Raw genomic sequence first — 25,937 nt, 5'->3', positions numbered from 1 at the left:
TAATGTTGATAAATTTTAAATATTAACTTAATTTCAGAATAATTTTTAAGTGTTTGGTGGAAAAGCTTTAAAACTATTTTTTTTGATAAGTCTTATACCAAAGCTTACAGGCGACATTGTTTTATTTATAACTAACCAACCTAACATCTCAATGAGAATTTTCACAAAATGGCAACCTGTCACAGGCTTGGTGCTGAGCTTGTTACTTACCGTATCAACATCGTATGCCCAACAAAAGACTGTTACCGGAACACTCACAGCTGAGGGTGAAGGTGTCCTGCCGGGTGTAAACGTGCTTGTAAAGGGCACTACTACGGGTACAGTTACCGACCTGGACGGCAATTACCGGCTTACGGTACCCAGTTCCGAAAGTGTACTTGTATTTTCATCAATCGGGTACATTTCCGAAGAAGTAACCGTAGGCAATCAGTCAACCATTGATATAGAGCTATTGCCTGATATTCAGTCTTTAAGTGAAGTAGTAGTGGTAGGTTATGGTACGCAGGAAAGGAGAGATCTTACCGGTGCAGTCTCTTCAGTAGATGCGACCTCATATAAGGACATGGCAATTACTTCGGTTGAGCAGGGATTACAGGGTAGGGTGGCCGGAGTTAATGTGGTGCAACAATCCGGAAAACCGGGAGCGGGCATGCAGGTGCAAATCAGGGGTATTGGTTCTATCGGTAACTCAGAGCCCTTGTATGTGATTGACGGAGTGCCGGTAATCAACGACAATGGCGCTACTGGTGAAAATAATTTTAATGCCCTGAGTAGTATCAACCCCAGTGACATTGAGTCTATTGAAATTTTAAAAGATGCTTCAGCAGCGGCTATCTATGGCGCAAGAGCTGCCAACGGAGTAGTACTTATTACAACCAAAAGGGGAAAAGCAGGAGAAGCAAGAGTATCTTTAGATGCATATACAGGGATGCAACAACCCTGGAGACTGCTGGAGCTCACTGACATTAATGGATACAAGCAGATTTCTGATGCCCTTACCGACAATGCCGGACTACCCAGGGTAGTAGCTTTGCAGCGAGAAGAAGAATTGGTCAACAAGACTGACTGGCAGGAAGAAATGTTTCGCAACGCGCCTATCAATAATGTGAACCTGAATGTTTCAGGCGGCTCTGAAAATGCTCAGTTTAGCGTATCAGGGAATTATATGGAACAGGAGGGAATCCTTCGTGAGACTGATTTTGACCGTTTCAGCCTCAGGGTAAATACTGACTTTAAAAATGGCAGATTTAAGTTTGGAGAATCTATGGCATTTAGTCGAACCCAGGCCAATGATTTTACCTCAAGTTTCTTTTCAATTATTCATTATCCACCCAACCGTCCGATATTTGACCCTGAGAATGTAGGAGGGACTACCGGACCAAATCCCAGTCTGTATTCAGGTAATCGTATCATAGACGAGCAGGACGCTAACAATCCGGTAGGAGAAGCAGACCTATATGAAGATCGTAGCACACGCTTCAGAGTTATAGGAAATATCTATGGGGAGTATGAAATTCTGGATGGCCTTTCGTACCGGTTAAGCTTAGGAGGTGACTTTATATATGGTACACGCTATCAGTATACCCCTCCTTATAAATTCGGAGACCGACGAAATCAGCCTTTCGCGACCCTAAATGAGCGCAATGCTTATTCTATTTCCCCTCTAATAGAAAATACACTCAATTACAATAAGACTTTTGGGCAGCATGATCTGGGGATACTGGTAGGGTATACGCGTCAGTCTTATACCCAGCGTTCTGCCAGTGCTGGCGGAAGAAATACAGTAAACTCAGTAGTAAGAGTACTGGATGGTGTGAATGAAGTACCTAATGTGAGCGGAGGCTTAAACGAATTTGCGTTGGTTTCCTATCTCGGAAGGTTAACCTATAGCTATAATGACCGCTACCTGCTGACAGCAAATATCCGTAGAGATGGTTCTTCCCGTTTCTCACCGGGAAATAAGTTTGGTGTCTTCCCTTCTGCATCCTTTGGCTGGCGAGTCAGCGAGGAAGGCTTCATGAGCGGAGTGTCCTTCATAAGCGATCTGAAACTGAGAGCAAGTTGGGGTGAGACCGGATTTCAGGAAATTGGTAACTATTCTTTCCAGCCTACACTTGATAACACCATTAATTATTTATTTAACGGTACCGTCAGTACTGGAGTGGCACAAAGAAACCTTGCCTCTGATGATCTGAAGTGGGAGACTTCCACCCAAACCGATGTGGGGGTTGATATAGGCTTGTTTAACAATCAGGTCTTGATCAATGCAGACTACTACATCAAGGAGACTGAAGATATCCTGGTACCCATTCCACCTACGCCCAGTACAGGCGTAAATAATTCACCTACACTTAATGCTGGTTCTGTAAGGAATAAAGGTTTTGAGTTTGCCGCTACCTATCGTAAATCCAGTGGTAATTTTCAATACAGTATTAGCGGTAACTTCGCTACACTGGATAATGAAGTACTGGATTTGGGAGGAGGCCAGCCTATTATCAGCGGAAATGTGAACGTGACCCGGGTAACGCGTATCATTGAAGGCTATCCCATTGGCCATTTCTTTGGCTATGAAATGGACGGTATCTTTCAGAACCAGGCCGAGGTGGATGCTCATGCAGAGCAACCAAACGCCCGTCCCGGTGATATTCGCTTTAAAGACCTGAATGAAGATGGAATAATCAATGTAGATGATAAGACATATATTGGCGATCCTATTCCTGACCTGACCTATGGTCTAACCCTGGATGCTTCTTACAAAGGCTTTGACTTCAATGCTTTTTTACAGGGAGTAGAAGGCATAGAGCTTTATTACGGCTACCGTTACTTTGCCGAGGGGATGCTGCGACCGTTTAACTTTGAGCAGCGTACGCTAGGTTACTGGGATGGCGAAGGTACAAGTAATACCATTCCGCGTGCCGTGGGAGGTGATCCTGCCAATAACACCCGGGAGTCTAGCCGCTTCATAGGAGATGGATCATTCTTACGCCTGCGCAACATTACATTGGGTTATACAGTACCGTCGGTAGCACTTAAAAATGCCGGAGGATTTATATCTAATGCCCGTATCTATCTCACCGCTCAGAACCTCTTTACCATCACCGACTATGAAGGTTACGATCCCGAAATAGGCTCACAGAATAACGATCCTGATCAGGCAAGTAGAGGAAGGGGTATTGACAATGGACAGTTTCCTCAGGCCCGTACATTTATGTTGGGTGTACAAGTAACCTTCTAACGAATACACGAGCTTAAAAAGAATCAGAATTATGAAAAAATATAGTATATCCATAAAGTTCTTAGTGATATTTATACTCGCTAATCTGGTAATTGTAATTTCCTGTAAGCGGGATGAAGAACTACTAGATATCGATAACCCAAACAGGCCTACACCCGGTACTTTTTATCAGACTGAACAGGACGCTCTCTTAGGCCTTACCTCAGTCTATGCTACCTGGCAGGCTACCAACCTGGCGCAACGTTTCTATTTCTTCGGTAATGATATGCCTTCTGACGAAAGTATTGGCACCAATAACCTGCAGGCTACTCTGGCACAAATGCTGAACTATACCTGGGATGCTAATAATGAAGTAATCAGTGGTATGTGGGATGCCTATTATACTGGTGTTGGTAGAGCGAACCGTATCGTACAACAGGTACCTGAAATAGAGATGAATGAGACATTACGCAACAGAATTGTGGCAGAAGCACGTTTCTTAAGAGCTACATTTTATTTTGACCTGGTCAACAAGTGGGGTGATGTTCCTTTGATTACTGAACCACCGACAGCCTCTATAGAAGAAGCACGCTCTCCTGCTGCAGATGTGTACAAGCTTGTGATTGAAGATCTGCAGTATGCCAAGGCAAACCTGCCCACCCGTGAAGAATACAGTTCCAGCGATCTGGGAAGAGCTACCCGAGGTGCTGCAACCGGATATTTGGGCAAAGTGTATCTGTATCTGGAACGTTGGGACGATGCAGAACGTGAGTTTATGGAAGTCATAGATGGACAGCACGGTACCTATGGCTTGGTTGAGAACTTCCGGTGGAACGGGATAGGAGAAGAACAGGAGCCCGCTGCTGAAAATAGCATTGAGTCTTTATTTGAAATACAGTTTCAGGATGGGTTGGGAGCACAGTGGAGCACTGATAATGCCGGAGGGGGAGAAAGTACCTTCAGAGGCGTTGAATATGCTTTTGCCAGCTTTAACAATGTGCGCCCTAAACAATCTTTTGCGGATCGTTTTGAGCTGGGAGACCCACGTTATGAGCAGACTTTTTACGATGATAGTGTACGCTGGTACCAGGGAGTATTTACCAGAGATGCCTTCGGCGATTTGATTGCATGGCGAAAGTACCATAACTATGACATCCGTGACGACAGTAACCAGAGCTCAGGCATTAACTTTAGGCTGATGCGTTATGCTGATGTCTTGCTTATGGCCGCTGAGGCTAAACTGAACAACGGTAAGCCACTGACTGAAGTACTGGCATTGGTCAACCAGGTAAGGGCACGTGCATTGGATCAGAAAGATAATCCCGATATAGCGCTTTACATGCCACGCACCCTGGATAACGAGCTTGGCTTGTATCCTACTGAGGATTACCCGGCAAATACAGCAGACGAAGTGATGACCATTATTATGCATGAAAGAGAAGTGGAGCTAGCCGGAGAGCAGCATCGCTACAACGACCTGCGTCGCTGGGGGCTGGATGATGATGTGGCTATTGCCAGTGGAAAGCCCTATGCAGACCGATACAAGCTGTGGCCTATCCCTCAACAGGAATTGGAGACAAACCCTAATATCAATCAGGAAGATCAAAATCCTGGCTATTAGAAACGTATTTTTAGATGTTGGTTAAACGATGGGAAAGCGTCTTCTTAGGGAGGCGCTTTTTTAGGGTTGAGATAGGTGTGAATGCCTATGTTCAGAAGGCTCAAAATGAAGCTCTTTCAGTCTATTGCGGATTATTTTTTTGTCACCCTGCGTAAGTATATAAAAATTATCAGGTTGAAGACCCATAAACTCCTGGCTTAGACCATCAGGCCACAATACTGTGAGCTTTTTCACCAAGTTGGCAGTGCCAATTCCGACTTCCACACGTAGGGTAGAAGCTCCGAAACTACCTCCTGAATTTACTTCCCGATGAATTTTCCTTTCCATACCGTTTTCCTTAATGGTGAATGTGAGCTTTGTGCCAATGGCAGATCGGTTAGCTTTTTTTCCTGTCAATCTTATACTGATCCAGTGGGGACCATCCCGGTGGGGACCATCCCGGTGGGGCCCATCCTGATAAGGATTTTCAAAAAAAGCGTTCTGAAATACATCACCCTGATAAGCTCCTCCCATTGACATGAGTATGTCTTGGTCTCCGTCATTGTCAATATCGGAAAAAGAGACGGCATGCCCTTTTTGCAAATGCCCTACACCAGCAGCCGTAGTCACGTCCTGAAAAAAAGTGCCTTCTGCATTGCGAAACATGCGGTTTGGGATGATTGAGCTGAGTGTAGGGTCGCCGGTGCCTAAATACATGTCCAGCCAGCCGTCATTATCCAGGTCTCCAAAATTAGCTCCCATGGCGTATAGGATTCTATCAAGCTTACTTTCCTCAGATACATTGGTAAAAGTGACATTTCCGTCCGGCCCCTGCTGTTTGTTTTCATAAAGCATACCGGTGGCGGCATCAAAGGGCAGGCCCAGGTACTCTGCAGCAATATCGCTGGTAATGTTTCCCTGATCTCCTTTCCAATAGTTGGCTACAAAAATATCCAGCCAGCCGTCATTGTTATAATCCCAAAACCAGGTGGTAAATGTAGAGTTTTCTCCTCCAAGCCCGGCTTCGTCAGTAACATCAGTAAAGCTAAGTATACCTTCCTCATTGAGTCCGTTATTTTTGAATAGAAAATTTGATGAAAGGTTATTCCCGCCACCGGTAGACACAAAAAGATCAGGCCAGCCGTCATTATTATAGTCACCGGAAGTAACACCTTTGACGTGGATAGGGTCAATAGTGAAGGCTACTTTGCTTACTGCTACTCCCGCTTGTTCTGCTACATCTATAAAGCCAGGGTTTTCGTCACCTTGATTAATAAATAGTTCACAGGGATGAAAAGAGTTGGCGCCTGCGGTTTCATTGCCAATGAAGAGATCTAACCAACCATCCCGGTTAAAGTCATTCCAGGTAGCAGTTTGCGTAGGGTGAAAAGAAAGCAATCCCGACATATGGGTGACATCAGTAAAGGTAGGATGCCCGTCCGCTCCGGGACCATTGTTTTTGAGCAGTGAATTGGGATGCTCCCCATATTCACGAAGCCAGGCTCCTCTCAGCACAAACACATCCAGCCAGCCATCATTGTTATAATCAGCTTGTATGAGGTTGAGTCCACCGAAAAGACCGTTTAGGTTAGCTTCCTGGGTTTTTTCAGTAAAGCTACCGTCTCCGTTGTTTACAAAAAAACGAAGCTGGTCTTCCTGTCCCCACTCCGAAATCATAATGTCCAGAAAGCCATCGTTGGTAAAATCATCTACCACCAGTCCGCCCGATAAGCCGCGGAAGTCGAACCCAATGGCAGAAGCAATGTCTTCAAAAGGCTTCACCAGGTACTCGGACTGAAAACTACTGTCAGCAATCAGCCAAGGGGAAGGTACCTGCTGAGGATACTGACCCAGCGTCATATAAGCAACATTCAGTAGCCAGCGGGCAGTCAGGTTGTCTGGATCATGCTCCAGAAGGTGGGTATAGCGCTCAATAGCAGCTTGTGATCCTTGCGGAAGCTGATGAAAACCTGCTTTTTGGATTGGGAAAAGACAAGAGGCAGCAGTATGATTAATGATGCAGTTTTCCTGTTCGCCCAGGCGCAGGTAAGCCAGGGCTTCGTAAGCTGCCAGAGATGCCTGATCTGCCGGTGGAAGCTCTCCTTCAAGTTGCCCTTGTTCCTTCAGAAGTAGTAGCTGGCGCAAGTGCGAAGCCGCTTCCGCAGAATTGCCAAAGCGAAGCAGGTCCAGCGCTCTTTGGTATTGATAAGGATGATGATCAGGCTGTAGCTTCAACAAGCTATCAAAATGTTGTATTCGTGTTTGGTTGGCAAAAATATTTTCAGTTTGATGCGTACCAGGGGGAAGCTCTTTCAGCAGCTGGAGCATATATGCATGACTCAGTTGCTCTGCATCCGGCTCACAGGCAGTACACAGCAGCCAGCATACTGCTAAAAAGGGAATATGAATATAACTTGCCTGCCGGTTTTTCATGTCATCAGGGCGTATGCTGCTGACTCAGTTCGTCAAGCTGTGGTTTTATCACACGGCTTTGGCCCTGAAAGTTATACAGCGTAATTTTTTCCAGTAGAGCGGTATCAATACAAAAGTTACGCGTTGACTGTGACAAATACCCTTCACCGTAATGAAACTCCTGACGATAGCTGCTGCCATCTTTAAGTGCTATTGATGCGTAGAAATCATCTTTTTCCAGAGGGATAATCATCATTTCAGTCATTGAAGTAGTCAGCGTGTATGCTTTCAGACTATCAGCATTGGAAGAAATGAGGTAGCTGACTTTTTGATCGTTACCTAGTAGTGAAACCATCGCTTTGGCATCGCTGTCTACAAAAAAGCCACTTGACTGCATTGGCATAGGGACAAAACCTCCTTTGCCATTTCCTAAAAGTACATTGCCAATTCCGGCATCGTAGTAACCAGTCTGCGTTTCGGTGGCATAAGAATTACCAACGGTGAGCAAATCCAGATTGCCATCGCCATCAACATCATCCGTCATCATCCCATAAACTGGAGAAAACTGGGCTTGCATAGGTAGTTCCTGGATGTTAAACTTCCCATTACCCAAGTTTTCCAGATAACTGCTTCCCAGCCTTCTACTTTTCAAGATATAAGCGTCTTCCAGCTCCTGCTCAGTAAACACATCGGAAAAGCGGGCTTGCCCGTACATCTCAAAGCGTGGAAACTTGCGGCGCAGGCCGATGAGCTGACCTAAAAGTGCATCCCGAGGCGGGACGGGATATTCTTCCCCCATGATGTAATGAGCCATGATGGGATCTATAGTATTATTTTGATCAAAGTCCTTGACATATATACTTACCGCTTCCTCGTCAGAGGCTTTGAACTTGCTATTTAACCCCAAATTTCCAGCTACATAATCCATGTCTCCATCATGGTCAAAGTCGCCTGCAATGAGGCTATTCCACCATCCGGAAGTGTTGGGAAGTGCTGTTTCGGCAGTAGCATTTACAAAATGGCCTTCTTCATTGTGGAGGAAAGTAATGGGCATCCACTCCCCGGCCAGCAACAGGTCTGCTTTTCCATCATTGTCATAATCCGTCCAGAGGGCAGAGGTCACCAGCCCGATGTCTGCCAGCTCAGGAGCTACTTCTGCCGTCACATCAGTAAACGTTCCACTATCATTCCGTAACAGGTAGGAGCGGGGTGGCAGAGGGTACTGCTGCGGACGAAGACGGCCTCCAACAAAGAGGTCCAGGTCACCATCCTGATCGTAGTCTGCAGCCGTCACGCATGAGCCACTGCTCAGCATTTGTGGTAAAGCCAGCTCAGCACGACTAAAGTTTCCCTTTCCATCATTGTGATAAAGCCTGTCCTGGTATGCCTCGTGCTTTTCATAGTATTCATTGCCTCCACTGACCACATACAAATCCAGGTCGCCATCCTGGTCAGCATCAAAAAATAAAGCACCCATATCCTCACTGTTGACAGCATCTTTCAGTTTTATTTCTGTAAAAGACCCGTTCGCTCGCTGGGTGAAAAACGTACCAGCAAAACCTTGGGCTCCTCCTACAAAAAAATCGTCAAGACCATCACCGTTGAGGTCTCCGGTAGCAATGGCAGGGCCATCCTGCGAATACATACGTGGAAGCAAGCTTTGGAACCTAAAGTCAATAAAATCATTTTCCTGATGCTGATAGTTAAGTTTACCGGAGAATGAAGATTGTGTGAGTAGCGGTTTGGTTTTTTCAGTTTTGGGAAGCTCCTGTGTTATAGCATCCTCATAGGATAAGCTCAAAGTTTGATCTGCTTTGATCTGATACAGTTGTTGAGTCTTACCATCGGGCCACTCAATCCACACAGAGTCAAGCTGCGCATACTGGCCGAGGCCAAAGTGAGGGTCGCTGTCTACACTGGATTTATATCCCCGATACACCGTATGGTAGTGGTACTGCTTTTGATCATTGTACCAAAGGGTAATTTTACTACCCAGCCCGGCTTTGTTTTGGCCGGACCCATTAAGCTTGATCTTCAGATAATGATTGCCCTTGCTTTCAGCTTTATTTTCGTAGACAAATGCCGGCTCATTGATGTTGTTCATGACCAGGTCCAGATCGCCGTCATTGTCAAGGTCAGCGAATACAGTACCGTTGGAGAAAGAAGGTGTAGCGATTCCCCATGCTTCAGACATGTCAGCAAAGGTGAGGTCCTGCTGGTTTTTGAAAATGTAATTATGGATTTTAGCTTCTTTAAGCTTGGAGGCCAGTTCTTTCACTGCCGCTTTTCTATTCTCCTGCGTACCGAACTGTGAAGCTGAGGACTGATACATAATATAGTCCAGATCAGTTACATCCCGTACGTAACCATTGGTAATCAAAAGGTCGCGATAGCCATCATTATCATAGTCGGCAAAGAGCGAGCTCCAACTCCAGTCGGTTTTGTAAACACCTGCCAGTTGTCCTATCTCACTGAATGACATGCTGCCGTCCGGCGTTTTACCATTATTAAGCTGAAGCGTATTGCGCATGTACTGTGGCGTGTAGTTCAGGTCCAGCGTAAGCTCAAACTTTTCGTAATTTGGCTTGGATAGCATGGTTTTCTGTCGCTGATTGTCTTCAGGCAGCATATCCAGCACGATGATGTCTACCAGGCCATCATTGTTATAATCGGCGATATCAGTGCCCATACCGTTATGTGTCTGATGCTTGAGGTAATCAGGGGCTTTATCAGAAAAAGTGATCAGAGAATCCTCTTTGCCTTGATTCATCCAAATCAGATCGTTGGTGATGAAGTCATTGGCAGCATAAACATCCGGCCAGCCGTCATCATTGATGTCATTCACTGTAATACCCAGCCCATAGCCTTCCTTGAGAATACCTGCTTCCTGGGTAATGTCTGTATAGAGGGGATGTCCATCAGGGCCAATGCCTTCATTGCGGTAAAGTTTATCATTGCTGATGCCTTCTCCATTGACTTTCTTAGGCCGGGTATTATTATGATTGAAAGACTCCATACCATTGGTAAGCAGGTACATATCCAGGTCTCCGTCTCTGTCATAGTCAAAGAAGGCCGCCTGCGTGGAGTATCCGTCATCATCCAGGCCATATGCAGACGCCATTTCAGTGAAAGTCGGGATGCCATCACCATTATTTACAAAAAGAAGATTTCGGCTGGCTTCACGCTTGAATTTATTAGCGACACTCACGTAAATATCCAGGTGTCCGTCCTGATTGATATCAACCATAGCAACCCCGGTACACCAGCGGTTGATAGTAATGCCTGCCTGTTTACTGATGTCTACAAAGTTAAAATTTCCCGAAGTGCTTCCTTCTTTGGCGCTGCTTCTGTTAAGGTATAGCCGGTTTTCAACCAAATTACCTGCGAAGAAGAGGTCTTTTAACCCATCGTTATTTACATCACCTACCCCCAACCCACTGCCATTGTAGATATAAGGATAGTCAATAACGTTCAAGGTATCGTTTTCCACAATCTGGTTTGAAAAGGAAATTCCGCTTTCTTCAGGAGAAACAGCTACAAATAGAGGGGAATGATCTAAACTGCTGTTGCAGGAAACCAAAAGTATAAACGGCCCTACTATACCTGCGTAAATTCTCCAAAATGAATATATGTACATGTAATGTTGTTTGCGGTTTCAATATAGCGGTACTATCTAAATTAATGTTTTTTTTACTAGTTCCATAAGTAAGGTAGATGCGTGATAAGAAAATTAACCAAAATGTTATCCTGTATATTAAGCCGTAAGGACAGTTGATCTACTATCGCTCAATGAGGGAAGATAGAGGAAGTACAATGATAAAATGTTCCTATTTGATTTTGATAAAAAGATGTCATAGGGTGTGGTAGTATATGCCTTAATTGGAATTTGCAACATGCTATGCTTCAGTATTTAAAACAATATGTCATACTTTATAATTTACACTATGTATATAGACCATTAACTTATATATCTATAAACTAGGACGAAGGCTAAACCCATAACTTAGCTAAGTATTTTTTAATCTTCTAATCTTAAAACTTTTTATTATGAGTGAACATAAGGAATTTATTCAAAAGTTAGCGGATTGTGCTTCTGCTTGCCAGTATTGTGCTGACCAGTGTCTTAATGAAGATGACATTGCTAAAATGGTAGATTGCATCCGTACCGATCATGACTGTGCAGATTCATGCTTACAAGCCATAAATTTTGTGTCCAGGCAGAGTAAGCATGCTAAGGAAGCAGTGGAGTTATGTCGTACCCTTTGTAAAGCATGTGGTGATGAGTGCGCCAAGCATGAGATGGATCACTGTCAGGCATGCGCTAAAGCCTGCCGTGCCTGCGAAGAAGCCTGTGAAAGCTATTTGAGTGTTGCTGCATAAATCATTAGGAAGCATGGAGCGTCCATGCTTCTTAATAATTTATCTTGCACAATTTTTTCACATCATTTTTTAACAAATCCTATGGAAACGACCAATGAGCTAGCCGCAAGTGGCGGTGATCAAGATGATCATAGGGATGTGGTTTTGGTCACTGGCAGTAGTGGAATGATAGGAACCAACATCATTAAGAGGTTGCTAAAAGACTATCAGGTGGTAGGGTTGGATAAAATGGGAAATCCTTACCCTCCTAAAGAAGCCGAATGGATATGTTTTGATCTTACCTCAGAAGAAAGTATCCGTGCTGCCATGGAGCGTGTACGTTATGCCTATGGTTCAAAGATAGCGTCAGTCATTCATCTGGCTGCCTATTATGATTTTTCCGGTGAGCCCAGTCCCTTGTATGAGAAAGTTACTATTCAGGGAACGGAAAATTTTGTGAAAGTACTGCAGGACTTTGAAGTAGAACAGTTTGTGTTTTCCAGTACCAATCTGATCTATAAGCCCACCACTCCCGGAATCAGGATCAACGAAGATTGTCCGTTAGAACCCAACTGGAATTATCCTGAGTCAAAAATGAATACCGAAGAAATCATACGGGAAAAGCGAGGCAATATGCACGCGGTGCTATTACGGCTGGCAGGTGTGTATGATGATATAGGCCATTCTATTCCTGTTTCCCATCAAATACAACGTATCTACGAAAAGCAGCTCACCAGCCATTTTTACTCGGGCGACACTTCGCACGGTAATGTGTTTTTGCATATGGAAGACCTACTGGATGCCCTGGAAAAGACTGTAGAAAACAGGAAGACCTTAGCTGAAGAAATTGCGATCAACATCGGTGAGGCCGAGACCCCTACCTATGAGGAGCTGCAAAAAACCATAGGCAGGCTGGTTCATGGTGAAGACTGGGAAACTTTTGAAATGCCCAAGCCACTGGCCAAAGCAGGAGCCTGGGGAATGGATCTGGTCGGCGATCCTTTCATCAAACCCTGGATGATCAGTCGTGCTGATGACCATTATGAACTGGACATTAGCCGGGCAAAAGAACTTCTTAACTGGGAGCCTAAACATAGGCTGATAGATACGTTGCCTTACATGATCCAGGAACTGAAAGCAGATCCGTTGAAATGGTACAGGATGAATAAAATTGAACCTCCTGAACGCCTGCAGAAAGAGCAGACACAACAAAAATAGCTACCTTCTAATTTTTTAATCTTTGCCCATTATGAAAGACAAAAATAAAGATAAGGATAAAGAAAAGAAGAGTAATAAGAAAAAGCATAAGCAAGGAGGAATGGCCTTGCGAGGCGTGACCCGCCCTATGGCAGAAAAACAAATCCGCCAGCACCATCAAAAGAAACAGGACCAAAAAAAAGAAGGACAGCAGCATAAAAGTGATGAGCATCAGATGATGAGCCAGGACCAGCGCATGCAAATGTTGCATATGCATCATGTGCAGACGCTTTGGGTGTATTGGATGCTGGTTATATTAGGTTTTTGGATGGTATTGTCTCCCCTAACATTCAGTTATGCCCAGTCCACGGCTGAGCCTAGTGGGGGGCGAGAAGTGTGGCTTACGCTATCGCAAAGAGTAAACTTCATGAAATGGAGCGATATCATCAGTGGATTACTGCTTATCTTTTTTGGCTGGCGTTCTCTGACACCCAATCGTCCGGTCAGCATGTGGATATGCTGCTTTGTGGGCGTATGGTTAAGTATTGCACCACTTATCTTCTGGGCACCCAATGCTGCTGCCTATATCAATGATACTTTGGTAGGTGTCCTGGTGATTGCGCTTACAATTCTGATCCCTGGTATGCCCAATATGATCACTTATATGAAAATGGGATCTCAGGTGCCTCAGGGTTGGAGTTATAACCCATCTAGCTGGCCGCAGCGCTGGATCATGATCGTAACCGGGTTTATTGGCTGGATGGTTTCTCGGTATTTGGGAGCATTTCAGCTGGGCTATATAGATCAGATATGGGACCCCTTCTTTGGCGAGGGCAGTCGTCTGGTACTTAATTCTAGTATGTCTCATTCCTTTCCCATCTCAGATGGAGCGATGGGTGCCCTGGCTTATACTTTTGAGTTTCTGATGGGCTGGATGGGGGCTCCAAGCCGTTGGAGAACCATGCCCTGGATGGTGACTTTTTTTGGCATACTTGTTATTCCTTTAGGCTTGGTACATATCTTTTTGGTGATTTCTCAGCCGGTAATCGTTGGGCACTGGTGTACATTTTGCCTGCTAGCCGCCGCTATTATGCTGCCGATGATCCCTCTCGAGATAGATGAAGTAGTGGCTATGGGGCAGCATATGGTACAGGCCAAAAGAAGAGGCGATTCCTTCTGGAAAGTGTTCTGGAAAGGTGGTAAGCCTATGGAACACAATATGGATGAGCGCAGTCCCAAAATCATGGAACTTCCTCAAAGCCCCTGGAAAGTTTTCAAAGCCTCTATATGGGGCATGAGCTTCCCCTGGACACTGATTGTGTCTACTGTATTAGGTATTTGGCTTATGTTTGCTCCTGCTGCTTTTGGTGTAGGTATAGAAGCCAGAGCTGCTGATATTAACCACCTGGGAGGCGCGCTAATTGTAGTAGTGTCTGTCATCTGTATGGGTGAAGTAGTAAGAATAGGACGTTATCTCAACGTCTTACTGGGACTAACGGTGGCCTTAGTACCCTGGTTTTTGCAAGACAGTGTACTCGCGCTTAATATTAGCGGTACTATCGCCGGACTGGCTGTTGCTGCCTTAGCCATACCGCGTGGCCCTGTCAAGGAAAGCTATGGGCTATGGAATAAATACGTAAAGTAAAATATGGGTGAAGAAGAAATCCGTGAGCGGGTAAGAAAGCTCATGCACGATAACATGATCTCTGGCTACTCCAAATCAGCAGGCTCGGAATTTCATTTTACCCAACCATCACCAGGCAGATATCCCTATCAGTTTTTCTGGGATACCTGCCTGCATATCTTTATCCTCAGCGCATTGGAAGAGCATGACATGGCAAAACGTCACCTGCAGAGTCTGTTTGCACTTCAGGAAGAGGATGGGTTTGTAGGGCATATGATTTACTGGAATAATGTGCTTCCTAAAAGAATTACAGATATTTTTCAGTCAAAGCCCAGTCTGAAACGAAAGTTGTTTCGCTCACATATGAGTGCGCTTATTCAGCCTCCTCTGGCAGCACAAGCCGCTTTACGCATCTATAAATCCTGCGGTGATAGAGAGTTTTTACAGCAGATGCTGCCTAAGTTAAAAAAGTACTATCATTGGATTGCCCGTAACAGAGACTTTCATGGAGATGGGCTTATTTCCATCATTTCCAATTTTGAGTCGGGAATGGACTGGAAGCCTACTTTTGATGTGGTCGTCGGTTTTCCAGAAAAGCAGGCTGACTGGCGTTTATTCTGTAGAGTAGTAGCGGTAGATATTCGTAATTTCTGGCATAATTACAATTTCAGGAAGATTGGAGAGAAGGATTATTTTCTTGTAAAAGACGCAGGTTTCAATACGATTTACGCGCAGAACCTGCAAGCCATGGCAAAGATCTGTGAAGAGTTGGAGGATAGGGATGCAAAACAGTTTACCAAGCTGGCAGCGCAAGTTATCCAAAGCATGCTGGATATACTATATGATAAAAGGTCTGCTGCTTTTCTGGATGTGTATGGCAAGCATAATCGTAAAGTCAATGTTTTGACGCCTACTATCTTTTTTCCTTTGGTCATCAAGGAAATGCCGGACGAAATATGCAAGAGAGTAATTGATAAACATTTCTTCCATCAGAATGAGTTTGGGGCTCCTTTCCCTATTCCTTCTGTGGCAAAAAATCATCCGTCATTTAATCCAGATCAGTCAACCTACATTTGGAGGGGGCCCACCTGGATTCTGTTAAACTGGTTTATGCATCAGTTTTTCCTGGAGAAAGGCTATACTAAAGAAGCCCAGCATCTGGTAAAAAGTATAAAAAAACTGGTAGGTAAGAGTGGCTTCAGGGAATATTATCATCCCTTCAATGGTGAAGGAAATGGTGCCCATGACTTTACATGGGCTGGTTTGGTAGTAGATATGATCAATATGGAAAAAGAAGCTACATACAAACAACGATCAGGTACATAGCATCAAAGCTCAGAGTTCAAACCAGGAAACTTATGGTCTAGCTCATATTGCAAAAGAGGGATAGCCTGTTGGAGGGTTTGTGTGATCTGGCCTACATAGGTGGGAAGCATCTCTATCCTTTCCTGTTTTTTACCACTAACTTCTACAATCTTCATTAATTCATAAGTACTATTCAGCCCCATAGTCTGTATGGATGGTTTGATTTTGTGTGCCAAAGTGCCAATAGCGTACCATTCTTTGTTTTGCAGGTGCTGTTCAAAAAGGGCAATTGTTTCTGGTATTTCACTCATAAATGCACTCACCATTTCATGTATAAATTCAAGATCTCCATCGGAAAGTGAATGAAGAAAAGTAAGATCAACCTGCTCGGTTTCATGAATGAGTTTTTGAGGTGTTTCTTGTGACATGGTTTTACAGGGGATAAGGGAAGAAAATTTGTGTGTTATTTATAATATGATACCAATATCTGAGAGGAGTGGTAGTGCATGTGTTTTAAAAACAAAAAGCCAAAATCAGTAATGATTTTGGCTTTGAAAACTTTAAAAGAAGTTACTATAGGCTCTAAACAGCAAAGCTTTCGCCACATCCACAGGTCCGGGAGGCATTAGGGTTTACAAAATGAAATCCTTTGCCATTCAGGCCATCGGTAAAGTCAAGCGTAGTTCCTAATAAATAGAGCAGGCTTTTCTTGTCTACCAATATCTTGACCCCCTGGTCTTCAAACACCTGATCATTATCCTCAACTTTGCTGTCAAAGACCAGGTCATACATAAGACCTGAGCAACCACCGCCTTTCACTGCTACCCTGATGTTATGATCTTCAGTGTAGCCTTCTTCAGTTCTCAAAGCATAAATTTTTGCCTTTGCTTTGTCTGTGACTTTTATCATTGTAAAGTAAATTTTATTAAGCCAATATTTAACACGAACTTTACATGCTAACTTACTAATGTAAAGTATCATCCGATATCTCTAAGTAACAAAAGGACCATGAGCTATCCAAATTAGATGTATTGCTCAAAAAAATATAACCGTATGCTGTTTTTAATGAGCCGCTAATTTATAAACTATCCAGGTAATATATAAATTTGAACTGTGCTCTTCAAGAAAAAGTTTCAAAGTATGATGCGTCTAGAACATATTGGAATCGCTGTAAAAGATGATCAGGAAGCGGCTTCACTCTTTGCCCGCCTACTGGGAGAGGGCGCGTATAAGTCCGAAGATGTGGAGCGAGAAAATGTTAAAACCACCTTCTTTCGCTTAAGCAATGCCAAGTTGGAACTTTTACAGTCTCTGGCTGTTGACTCATCCATTGATAAGTTTATCAATAAGCGGGGGGAAGGCATCCATCACCTGGCATTTGAGGTAGATGATATTGAGATGGAAATTATCAGGTTGAAAAATAATGGATTTGCCTTTGTCAATGAAACCCCCAAGGCAGGAGCAGACAATAAACTGATTTGTTTTTTGCATCCAAAGTCAACGAATGGCGTACTGATAGAGTTATGTCAGGAGAAAAGAATTGAATGAATAGAGGGAAGTCAGAAGCCAAAATGGGAAGTAAAGACGCCCATTACCCGCTTCTAACTTTTCACAACCCTAATACCTAAAATCACATGGCAGAAGAACAGCCCAAAAGAACAGAAATCGCAAATTTAGGAGAGTTTGGTCTGATCAAGCACATTCAGAAACAGTTTAAAACGACCCATGATACGACTAAAGTAGGCATAGGTGATGACGCTGCGGTAATAGATGCCGGCGATAAGTACATGCTGATCAGTACTGATATGCTTACCGAAGGCATCCATTTTGATCTTTCTTATATGCCCTTGGCTCATCTTGGCTATAAGGCTGTGGCTGTCAATGTTTCAGATATCGCGGCCATGAACGGTATTCCTAAACAAATTACGGTAAGTGTGGGCTTGAGTAATCGTTTTTCTGTAGAAGCAGTGGATGCACTGTACCAGGGTATCCGTTTTGCCTGTGAAAATTTTAACGTAGATCTGGTAGGCGGAGATACTACCGCTTCTCAGGCTGGCCTGGTAATATCGGTTACTGCAATAGGTGAAGTAGAAAAAGAAAAACTGGCACGCAGGAATGGTGCCCGCCACAACGATATCGTTTGCGTAAGTGGTGATTTGGGGGCAGCCTATATGGGTTTACAGGTGTTAGAGCGTGAAAAAATTACCTTTCAGGAAAACCCTCAGATGCAGCCTCAGATTCAATCATATGACTATATCGTAAAACGTCTGCTTCGTCCTGAAGCCCGCATGGATATTATCCATGAACTGGGTGACCTGCAAATTACGCCCACTTCCATGATTGATATATCTGACGGTTTGGCTTCAGAAATCTTCCACCTTTGTGAGCAATCCGAAGCAGGTATGAATATATATGAAGAAAACCTTCCCATTGATGAGCTTACCTACAGTACTGCAGCTGAGTTTAAGATTGATCCCAATACCTGTGCGCTCAATGGAGGTGAAGATTATGAATTACTCTTTACCATCGCACAGGAAGACTTTGAAAAGATCAAAAACCACCGTGATATTCATTTTATTGGCTATGTGCATGATCGTAAGAAAGGTGTAAATCTGATCACGAGAGCACAGCAGGCGGTGCCAATTCAGGCACAGGGCTGGACGCATTTCAATAAAGAGAACGCCTCGTAAGCAATTGATAAAAACGCAAGAGGTCCACGCTGAGGATCACGGCCCAAATTGCACCCAGCTCAATGCTGGCCATAAAATTTTGGGTCAGATAGATCACCAATACAAAAAACAGGACAATAAGTTGTGTACTCTGCACCCTTTGGCCGTTTAGAGGTTGTACCCTGTAATCTTCGGTAGAGTGAGGGCGCTTATATTCTCGTATGGCCAATAGATAAATGAGTAATACCAGTACTACACCTGCTATCCACCATCCCGAGAAGAGAAATTCATTGTTGGATAATTCAGCAGGAAAAAAAATCATGGACAAAATAGCCATCAATAGTGCGGCCAGGGCATACCACTGGCTCAGTTTATTTGCCGGCGGGAGGCGACTGTCCACCAGAAAAGCCGCGCAAAAGGCAAAGCCTACCAAATAATGACCTTGCCAGCAAAGGTATGCACACAGCCCCAGGCAAAAAATGACATCAAGCCACTTTACTGACTTGCCAGTACAATGATTACCCACCCTAAGCAACAACAGCATGGCCAGCAGGACCCACCACTGAAAGCTACCCGCGAATAAAAATAATCCGAAAGAAATAGGGATTGCAACAAAAGCACTGGCTTTAATGTCGGGATCAATCTCTCTACCCAGTGCCCAGGCCAGAAATACAGCAAGCATAGCCTGAACTGCCCACCATATACTCTCGCCAAATTCATTATCCAGGTACCACCATTGGTAGAAAAAAGCAGCCAGTAAAGTAAAAAAACTTATGAGCAGTACGCTGAAGTTGCTGCGGTACGAAATATCTACAGGGCGGGATAAAGCCGAAAAATTAGAAAGCTGCATGAAAAACCTATAAGTAAATTTAGTAGTGGAAGGTAGAAACCAACTTGCTAGAATAAACCACATACAGGCATTTTGTTCTACAAAACTCAAGGAAACATGCCCGGTGTATGAGCCTATTCTTCAGGATAAGGGATGAATACGAAGTTGGTAAACTCATTATCCACCACAAAAAGACAACAAAACTCATCAGGATCTTTGTAAGCTTTTTTAAAATCATCTTCATCTGTCACTAGCTTCCTTTGAAGGAACTCATCCAGATAGGTGATATTGTAATGCCAGTTGGTAGCCATTTCACCCCTTGCGATCAGCGTCTTGCCAATCGGTATCTCCACTTTGGCAATTGGGAAAATCGGGTAGTCAGAAAAGCCTCGTTTACGGATTTGGTAGGAGGCTTCTTTTAAGGTTTCAGAAACCACTACAAAGTCCTTGGTGATGGTGCCCAGGTATTTTCCGTTCAGTTCCGGATCATTATTCATTGTTAACTTATTTTTGATGCAAAACTCGTTGTCCTGATGAATAATAACAAGTCTAAAGAGCAAGTGATTCGTGTGTAATTATTTTATTTTTCTAAAGAAAGATATGATCAGACTTTATCACTGAGTTGTATTATACAATGAGGTTGTGATGGCGCTTCGGCAGAGAGGTATGACGGAATAGTACGCTTTTATGCCAAAAACGATCATTTAAATATCAAAGACGTAGGGCTTATGTACCTGTAGTTCGGTGCCTTATGGAGAATGGATTAGCTATGGAAAAGTGATTGTTAATAGATACAGCGGCTACCTAGTAACAGAGCAGGGCCCTCTAGCTATGGGTTGGAACTGGTGCAGAAAATGAGCGTATCTAAGACCTCTGCGCAAAATTTGAAAAGGAACGATACACTGGGGGTCCTGTCAAGCTACAAATGTCAAAGGCATGCAGTCTGCTTAAGGGAAGCTTGCAGCTATGAAAGATTGTATTGATAGGAAAGATGCAATTACTATACTTTTTGTGATTAGGCTTCTGAGAGTTCCACAGCCTTTTCTTCCAGCATTTTGGCTTTGTAAATAAAAGCCGGGGGTAGGTTGAAGAGGCAAAATCCAAGCTCGCAAATACTAAATGCTTTCTCAATCTCCCGATAATCATTGAGCAGATACTGATACTGTATAAAAAGACCCGAATCACATAGCTTGGACTGAATCTCGCGGTAAATGTTTTCTTTAAACGAATGGCTTAGGTTAGCCAGCGGAAGGCTCGAGATTACAATATTAAAATAATCGTCAGGTAGCTGCTCAATACTGGATACACATTGAGCTTTCAGAAACAGTCTTTTATCTTTAATTTTCCTTAGCAAAGGAATAAAATTATCATGGTTTTCATAAGTATAAAGTTCGGAGTCCGCTGACATTCTCTTCAGTATTTCTTTGGTAAACACACCATCACCGGCACCTAACTCCAGCACCCTGATCTTTTGGTTGAAGTCAATTTCTTTGATAATTTTTCTGGTGAGATACCGGCTGCTGGAAGCAATACTTCCGATCTGTTTAATATTTTTGATGGCCTCAAGCGTTAGATCAAATTTCTTCATTATAAATGATAAAGTGCGAGATTATTTATCCAAAAGTGTCATCGTAATGCTGCTATCTGCCCTTCTACACATTTCAAACCGGCAATATAAAAAAAGTATGTCTAATCTGAAGGAGAGCCGTTACGGACTATTGTTATACCTAGAACTAAATCCTGACGTATGTAACTTGAAATCCAATGTTAAAGTTCTGCCATCGCTCAATGATACATGCATGAAAAACCTTTTGTTCATTATGAGAAACAAACCAAGCCCTCATTTGCGAATGCTGCTTTTGATGCAAAAAATACAGAATATGCATGAGAAGTCCTTTAAAAGCATATCCTGCTAGATTTCCTTCGTTTATTTTGCACACCTATATTTTGTTTATGAGTAGCCACCAGCTCCCATTTAAAGAGTTCTGAAAGTTCCTGTGGGTAATAGGAAGGGTTTTTGATAATGTACTGTAATTGTTCTTTACTCAAAAACCTAGGGTTCTATATAAATAGTTGGTGAAATCATAAGGGCATTACATACACTGCCAGAGGATTTACACCCACACTCATTGCAATGAATATTTAATGATAATGATAAAGAACAAAATGTTAGCACAATAAAAATAAGCCTGTAAATTGCTGATGTAAGTACTCAAATCAATCATAATATGAATGCACTTACTGCCAAAGATTATATACATTAACGAGGGTTAATGATAACAGGACATGAGTAATTTAAATATCCAGGGTGTACAGAAGTTTATCTAAGACTTTTTCGAAAAAGAAGAAGTTGCTAAAAACATACTTTAGTACGTACAGGTGTATGATATTTTTATTCCTTATACACTCCTGTGTGAAGTAAGAAATGCAGGGGTGAATAGGCTATCCTATCGCCATAACTCATTTCATGCACATTTTTTCTTTGCTTGAAGCAAAATACAAATGTTTTGAATTAATTAAGCTGATTCATGTACAAACCAAACACAGATAAAATTAAGCTCAGCATCCTGCTTCTTTTTATTCTTAGTTTGTGTTTTCTGTTATTTAGCAGAAATACCTTCGCACAAAAGCCACCTGTTGTTTTCAAAAACTATACAGTACTGGATGGCTTGTCTTACGATTATGTATCAGCAATTTATCAGGATGCATCAGGTATGGTTTGGCTGGGCACACCTGACGGGCTAAATAAGTTCATGGGACATGATTTTATGGCCTATCGCTCAATACTGGGAGATAGTACCAGTCTGTCAGGTAATTACATTACCGCTTTGGTAGAGGATGAGCAAAACACCTTGTGGGTAGGCAGCTGGGGAGGAGGGATATGTCTGTATGACAGAAAAAAGGATATTTTTATAAACCCGAAACTCAATTATACACAAAAGCCTTTCTCTGGCAGAATCAACTTTATCAGTGATCTGTACAAAGACAAAGCTGGAAATATCTGGGCTTGCACGAGCCAGGGCCTCATCAGGATTAATCCCTCAACCTTAGAGGCAAAAGTATACACTCATCAAACAGAAGACAATACGAGCATTAGTCACAGTCAGGTGGTTGCTATTGAACAGGATAAGTACGGTAAATTTTGGGTAGCCACTCATGGAGGAGGTCTCAATTACTTTGATCCTGAAACTGAAAAATTCACACACTATCAGCATCAGGCGAATGAGCCCTCAAGCCTGGCAGAAAATCACCTTACCATGCTTTACTATGACAGCAGAGACAGACTCTGGGTGGGTATGCCCAACAAAGGTGTTGATTTGATGGATGTTGCTGAAGCTGGTAAGTTTACTCATTTTACCCATAACCCTCTGAATCCTGCTTCACTGAGTAACAATCAGGTGATGGATGTCACTGAGACTCATGATGGACGCATTTGGGTTGGCACTGATAATGGTTTATGTCTCTTCAATGAGGCAGAACAAAACTTCTATGCATATAAGACAAATTTATACGATCCTAAGAGCATATCAGCAAGTGAGATAAAGTCTCTATTTACTGATCGTGAAGGCAGGTTGTGGGTGGGTACATACAATGGAGGCGTTAATGTCTTTGATAACTCATATATCAATACGCTACATTATTACGCTATTCCGGGGGAGAATACTCTATCTCATAATAATGTAACCGCTTTTCTGTATTTAAGTGACAGCATGCTCCTGATAGGTACTGACGGAGGAGGGCTTAATATTTTTAACCTTCTTGATGGAAGCTTTAGAAGCTATAAAAACGATTTGACAGACCCGGAAAGCATTGGAGGAAATAAAATCAAAAATTTACTTGAAGACAGCAAGGGAAGGGTATGGATAAGCTTTTGGAATGGAGGTCTTGACCTTTTTGACCCTCAAAATCAATCGTTCAAGCATTATAAGGAAGCTATGGGGCCTGTTAAAGGACCAAATAACAACAATATTCTTAGCCTGGCGGAAGATCAAGAAGAGATGATTTGGATGACTACGCTCGGTGGGGGACTTAATAGGTTCAACCCCCGGACAGAGACCTTTACATATTATAAAGAGCAAATTATTTCTCGTGAAGGATTAGAAGACAATAGAGTGGTTTCATTGCTCATTGATTCAGAAAATACCATTTGGTTTGGTACCTCTTTGGGTAATTTTTATAGCTACAATAAGGATAAGAATGAGTTTACCCCACATGCTATTTTGGAAGAGGGCGAAAGTAAAAGCCAGGTTCAGTGTATCTTTGAAAGCAGTAAGGGGAATTTCTGGCTGGGGATGGAAGGTGGTGGGCTGAAATCCTATGATAGGAAAAGTGGTGAATTTAAGACCTTGACTACCCTGGATGGACTTCCCAGTAACTACATACATGCCATAGAAGAAGATACAAAAGGACAACTTTGGTTGAGCACAAACCTAGGTATCTCTTGTTTTTATCCTGAAAATAAAACTTTTGAGAACTTTGATATGAGTATAGGGCTGCAAGGATTACAGTTTAATCGTATCGCATCAGCGCAGCTACCTGGTGGAGAAATATTGTTTGGAGGCTCTAATGGCTTCAATATGTTTCACCCTGATAGTTTGATAGCACCTATACGTCCGGTACCTATCGTGCTCACTGATTTTCAGATTTTTAATAAGCCGGTTTCCATAGGTCAGAAAGATTCACCTTTACAGGCTCACATCAACGAAACAGAAGTTGTTACGCTAAACTACGATCAGTCTGTTTTTAGCATTGAGTATGCCGGACTTGATTATACTTTTCCCGCTCAGGTATCTTATCAGTACAGGCTGAAAGGATTTGTTGATGAAAGCTGGCAGAAAGTAGATAACGAACGCAAAGTAACCTATACCAATCTGGACCCGGGACAATACGAATTTATTGTAACGACTACGAATATGGATGATGAGGATCATTCACGAAAATTGATCATAATCGTGACTCCTCCCTGGTGGACTGTTTGGTGGGCTAGAGCTTTGTTTGTATTACTGCTTGGTGGGATGATGTATACTGCGTATTACCTGAGAATAAGCAGGATCAAGAAGCAGAAAAAAAGATTGGAGTTAGAAGTTGCTGAGCGCACAAAGAAACTACAATCAGTCAATTATGCCCTGAAGCAGGCTAACAATGATTTATATGACAAAAACCTGCTCATCCAAAGTCAAAAAAAAGAAATTCAGGTTCAGGCAGAAGAACTGGCGGAATCTAATGAAGAAGTGAGGTCTATCAACCAGAAACTGGAAGAAAGGGTTGAAATCCGCACTGCGGATTTAAGAAAGTCCAATCTGGAACTGGACAACTTTGTGTACAGGGTATCTCATGATATTCGTGCTCCTCTTTCTTCCATACTGGGCCTGGTGGAACTGATTGAGGATGAAAAAGATGAGAAGCAGCTAAAGGAATATCTAAAAATGACCTCCAAGAGCATTCATAAACTGGATAGTTTTGTTAAAGATATTCTGGATTACTCACGTAACACACGATTGCAAATAGAGCGTGAGCATGTTAATTTTCCTGAACTCATTAAAGATGTGAAGGAAGAGCTTCAGTATATGGAGAATTCTAAGCGGCTCCAGATTAATGAAAAGTATCTATTAAAAGGTGAGCATTACAGTGATAATAGGCGTTTGCAAATTATTTTTCGCAACCTCCTGTCCAATGCTATTAAATATCTCAATGTCTGGGCATTAGAGAATTATCTGAATATTAATATAGAGGTGACAGAAGAGAACAGAGCCAATATCATATTGGAAGACAATGGTATCGGTATAGATAAAGATGCATTATCCAGGGTATTTGAGATGTTTTACCGTGGAAGTAATTTATCCAAAGGTTCAGGCATCGGCTTGTATATTGTGAAAGAGACAGTAGATAAGCTGGGTGGAACCATTGAGCTTCAGTCAAAACTAGGAGAAGGTACTAAAACCATTATTAGTCTGCCAGCGGTAGAAAGCGTGCAATCTGCTGAAGATTAGAAGCACGAACTTGCTTTCTTAATAAAAGGTCGCCCAAAAAGGAAAAAACACTCTGGCAGGTGTTGGCTTACCATAGGTGCTTCAGTCTTTGACAAAATTATCCGCAGATATTGTCTCTTCAGCCCATCCTTCCCATACACCCCTCGTTAGTTTCAGTGTTTATGTTGTCCACAGTAAGGGTGCCTTCGGTGTACTCAATCTCATCAATATCGTAGCCTGCCACCTCATTTACTGTTGTATAGCCGGTATAGTAGTAGGGAGATGTATGTCCTACCAAATAGCCAGGGTAATAATGATCATATGAGGTAAAACAGGGCCGGCAACTACGTTTTCTTCCTGATCAAACATAATGTGTGTCTTGATCAAAAGCTCAGGATTGTCTTTGTCAATATTGTATCCTACTTTCTGCATTTCACTATTGATGGCTTCCATCGTTTCTTCCTCTACTATATCCTCTTCTAATCTGTTGTAGTCAACAGTATCGCTATTTGGAAGATAGGCGTAAGTGTCAAACTCAGAAAGATCTACATTCGCACTTTTATTGGGTTGAACAGTAGGTCCACATTGAGTGAACAGTATAGGAACAATTCCAAAAATTAGGATTAGTTGCTTATCAAGCTTCATGTCGCAAAAAAAATAGTTGAATAATAAGTATTTCAATACTTACTGTCATGATAAGATAAGCACATGCTTGTTATATGAATCATAAACATGAAAAAATGCGCATCAGATAGTTTA

General features: G+C 42.8%; 18 protein-coding genes. 9 read left to right on the top strand and 9 right to left on the bottom strand.

The window, feature by feature from the left end; all coding sequences use genetic code 11:
- Positions 1–151: 151 nt before the first annotated feature.
- Entirely contained in the window at positions 152–3,235 is a 3,084-nt protein-coding gene (locus tag OKW21_RS17710) for a SusC/RagA family TonB-linked outer membrane protein (RefSeq protein ID WP_277481602.1), read from the top strand.
- Between the two features lie 31 nt (positions 3,236–3,266).
- Complete coding sequence (locus OKW21_RS17705) at positions 3,267–4,835, top strand: RagB/SusD family nutrient uptake outer membrane protein (protein WP_277481600.1); 1,569 nt, start codon at positions 3,267–3,269, stop codon at positions 4,833–4,835.
- A gap of 60 nt (positions 4,836–4,895) precedes the next feature.
- Here the strand turns inward: OKW21_RS17705 and OKW21_RS17700 are convergent, their stop codons facing one another.
- Both OKW21_RS17700 and OKW21_RS17695 read right to left on the bottom strand, forming a co-directional pair.
- Complete coding sequence (locus OKW21_RS17700; RefSeq protein ID WP_277481598.1) at positions 4,896–7,247, bottom strand: CRTAC1 family protein; 2,352 nt, start codon at positions 7,245–7,247, stop codon at positions 4,896–4,898.
- A 4-nt stretch (positions 7,248–7,251) separates the two neighbouring features.
- The gene (locus tag OKW21_RS17695) at positions 7,252–10,863 is read right to left on the bottom strand and encodes a VCBS repeat-containing protein (protein WP_277481595.1); all 3,612 of its coding nucleotides are present in this window, start codon (positions 10,861–10,863) and stop codon (positions 7,252–7,254) included.
- A gap of 410 nt (positions 10,864–11,273) precedes the next feature.
- Here OKW21_RS17695 and OKW21_RS17690 point away from each other — a divergent pair, with 410 nt between their 5' ends.
- From OKW21_RS17690 to OKW21_RS17675, 4 genes are all read left to right on the top strand, one after another.
- Positions 11,274–11,606 (top strand): four-helix bundle copper-binding protein, encoded by a 333-nt coding sequence (locus OKW21_RS17690; protein WP_277481593.1) that lies wholly within the window; start codon positions 11,274–11,276, stop codon positions 11,604–11,606.
- 81 nt (positions 11,607–11,687) lie between these two features.
- On the top strand, positions 11,688–12,803 hold the full coding sequence (locus OKW21_RS17685; RefSeq protein ID WP_277481591.1) for an NAD-dependent epimerase/dehydratase family protein: 1,116 nt from the start codon (positions 11,688–11,690) through the stop codon (positions 12,801–12,803).
- A gap of 31 nt (positions 12,804–12,834) precedes the next feature.
- Positions 12,835–14,427: a vitamin K epoxide reductase family protein gene (locus OKW21_RS17680; RefSeq protein WP_277481589.1), complete on the top strand. Its 1,593-nt coding sequence runs from the start codon at positions 12,835–12,837 to the stop codon at positions 14,425–14,427.
- 3 nt (positions 14,428–14,430) lie between these two features.
- A complete protein-coding gene (locus tag OKW21_RS17675; RefSeq protein ID WP_277481587.1) occupies positions 14,431–15,732 on the top strand; it encodes an amylo-alpha-1,6-glucosidase in 1,302 nt (433 codons plus the stop codon).
- Positions 15,733–15,734: 2 nt separating this feature from the next.
- On the opposite strand, the gene OKW21_RS17670 is transcribed toward OKW21_RS17675, so the two are convergent.
- Both OKW21_RS17670 and OKW21_RS17665 read right to left on the bottom strand, forming a co-directional pair.
- Positions 15,735–16,139: an Hpt domain-containing protein gene (locus OKW21_RS17670; RefSeq protein WP_277481585.1), complete on the bottom strand. Its 405-nt coding sequence runs from the start codon at positions 16,137–16,139 to the stop codon at positions 15,735–15,737.
- 154 nt (positions 16,140–16,293) lie between these two features.
- Positions 16,294–16,620, bottom strand: coding sequence for a HesB/IscA family protein (locus OKW21_RS17665; RefSeq protein ID WP_277481582.1), 327 nt, complete (start codon positions 16,618–16,620; stop codon positions 16,294–16,296).
- A gap of 231 nt (positions 16,621–16,851) precedes the next feature.
- On the opposite strand from OKW21_RS17665, the gene mce reads away from it, so the two are divergent.
- Both mce and thiL read left to right on the top strand, forming a co-directional pair.
- Positions 16,852–17,259: a methylmalonyl-CoA epimerase gene (mce, locus tag OKW21_RS17660; RefSeq protein ID WP_277481578.1), complete on the top strand. Its 408-nt coding sequence runs from the start codon at positions 16,852–16,854 to the stop codon at positions 17,257–17,259.
- An 86-nt stretch (positions 17,260–17,345) separates the two neighbouring features.
- Positions 17,346–18,401, top strand: coding sequence for a thiamine-phosphate kinase (gene thiL, locus OKW21_RS17655; protein WP_277481575.1), 1,056 nt, complete (start codon positions 17,346–17,348; stop codon positions 18,399–18,401).
- On the opposite strand, the gene OKW21_RS17650 is transcribed toward thiL, so the two are convergent.
- The 3 genes from OKW21_RS17650 to OKW21_RS17640 form a co-directional block, all read right to left on the bottom strand.
- Positions 18,379–19,230, bottom strand: coding sequence for a hypothetical protein (locus tag OKW21_RS17650; protein ID WP_277481573.1), 852 nt, complete (start codon positions 19,228–19,230; stop codon positions 18,379–18,381). The genes thiL and OKW21_RS17650 overlap by 23 nt on opposite strands.
- A gap of 113 nt (positions 19,231–19,343) precedes the next feature.
- Complete coding sequence (locus tag OKW21_RS17645; RefSeq protein ID WP_277481570.1) at positions 19,344–19,706, bottom strand: hypothetical protein; 363 nt, start codon at positions 19,704–19,706, stop codon at positions 19,344–19,346.
- A gap of 518 nt (positions 19,707–20,224) precedes the next feature.
- Entirely contained in the window at positions 20,225–20,797 is a 573-nt protein-coding gene (locus tag OKW21_RS17640; protein ID WP_277481568.1) for a class I SAM-dependent methyltransferase, read from the bottom strand.
- A gap of 940 nt (positions 20,798–21,737) precedes the next feature.
- Between OKW21_RS17640 and OKW21_RS17635 the strand changes: the two genes are divergently transcribed.
- Positions 21,738–25,199: a sensor histidine kinase gene (locus OKW21_RS17635; protein ID WP_277481566.1), complete on the top strand. Its 3,462-nt coding sequence runs from the start codon at positions 21,738–21,740 to the stop codon at positions 25,197–25,199.
- A gap of 118 nt (positions 25,200–25,317) precedes the next feature.
- Here OKW21_RS17635 and OKW21_RS17630 read toward each other — a convergent pair whose 3' ends face one another.
- Entirely contained in the window at positions 25,318–25,476 is a 159-nt protein-coding gene (locus OKW21_RS17630; protein WP_277481562.1) for a hypothetical protein, read from the bottom strand.
- Positions 25,470–25,823: a DUF4136 domain-containing protein gene (locus tag OKW21_RS17625; RefSeq protein ID WP_277481559.1), complete on the bottom strand. Its 354-nt coding sequence runs from the start codon at positions 25,821–25,823 to the stop codon at positions 25,470–25,472. Before OKW21_RS17625 ends, OKW21_RS17630 begins: the two co-directional genes overlap by 7 nt.
- Positions 25,824–25,937: the final 114 nt, after the last annotated feature.

The sequence above is a fragment of the Catalinimonas alkaloidigena genome (assembly GCF_029504655.1).
Classification (GTDB): Bacteria; Bacteroidota; Bacteroidia; order Cytophagales; family Cyclobacteriaceae; genus Catalinimonas; species Catalinimonas alkaloidigena.
The sequence above is the reverse complement of the archived record's forward strand: the minus strand, read 5'-3'. Positions and strand labels throughout refer to the sequence as shown.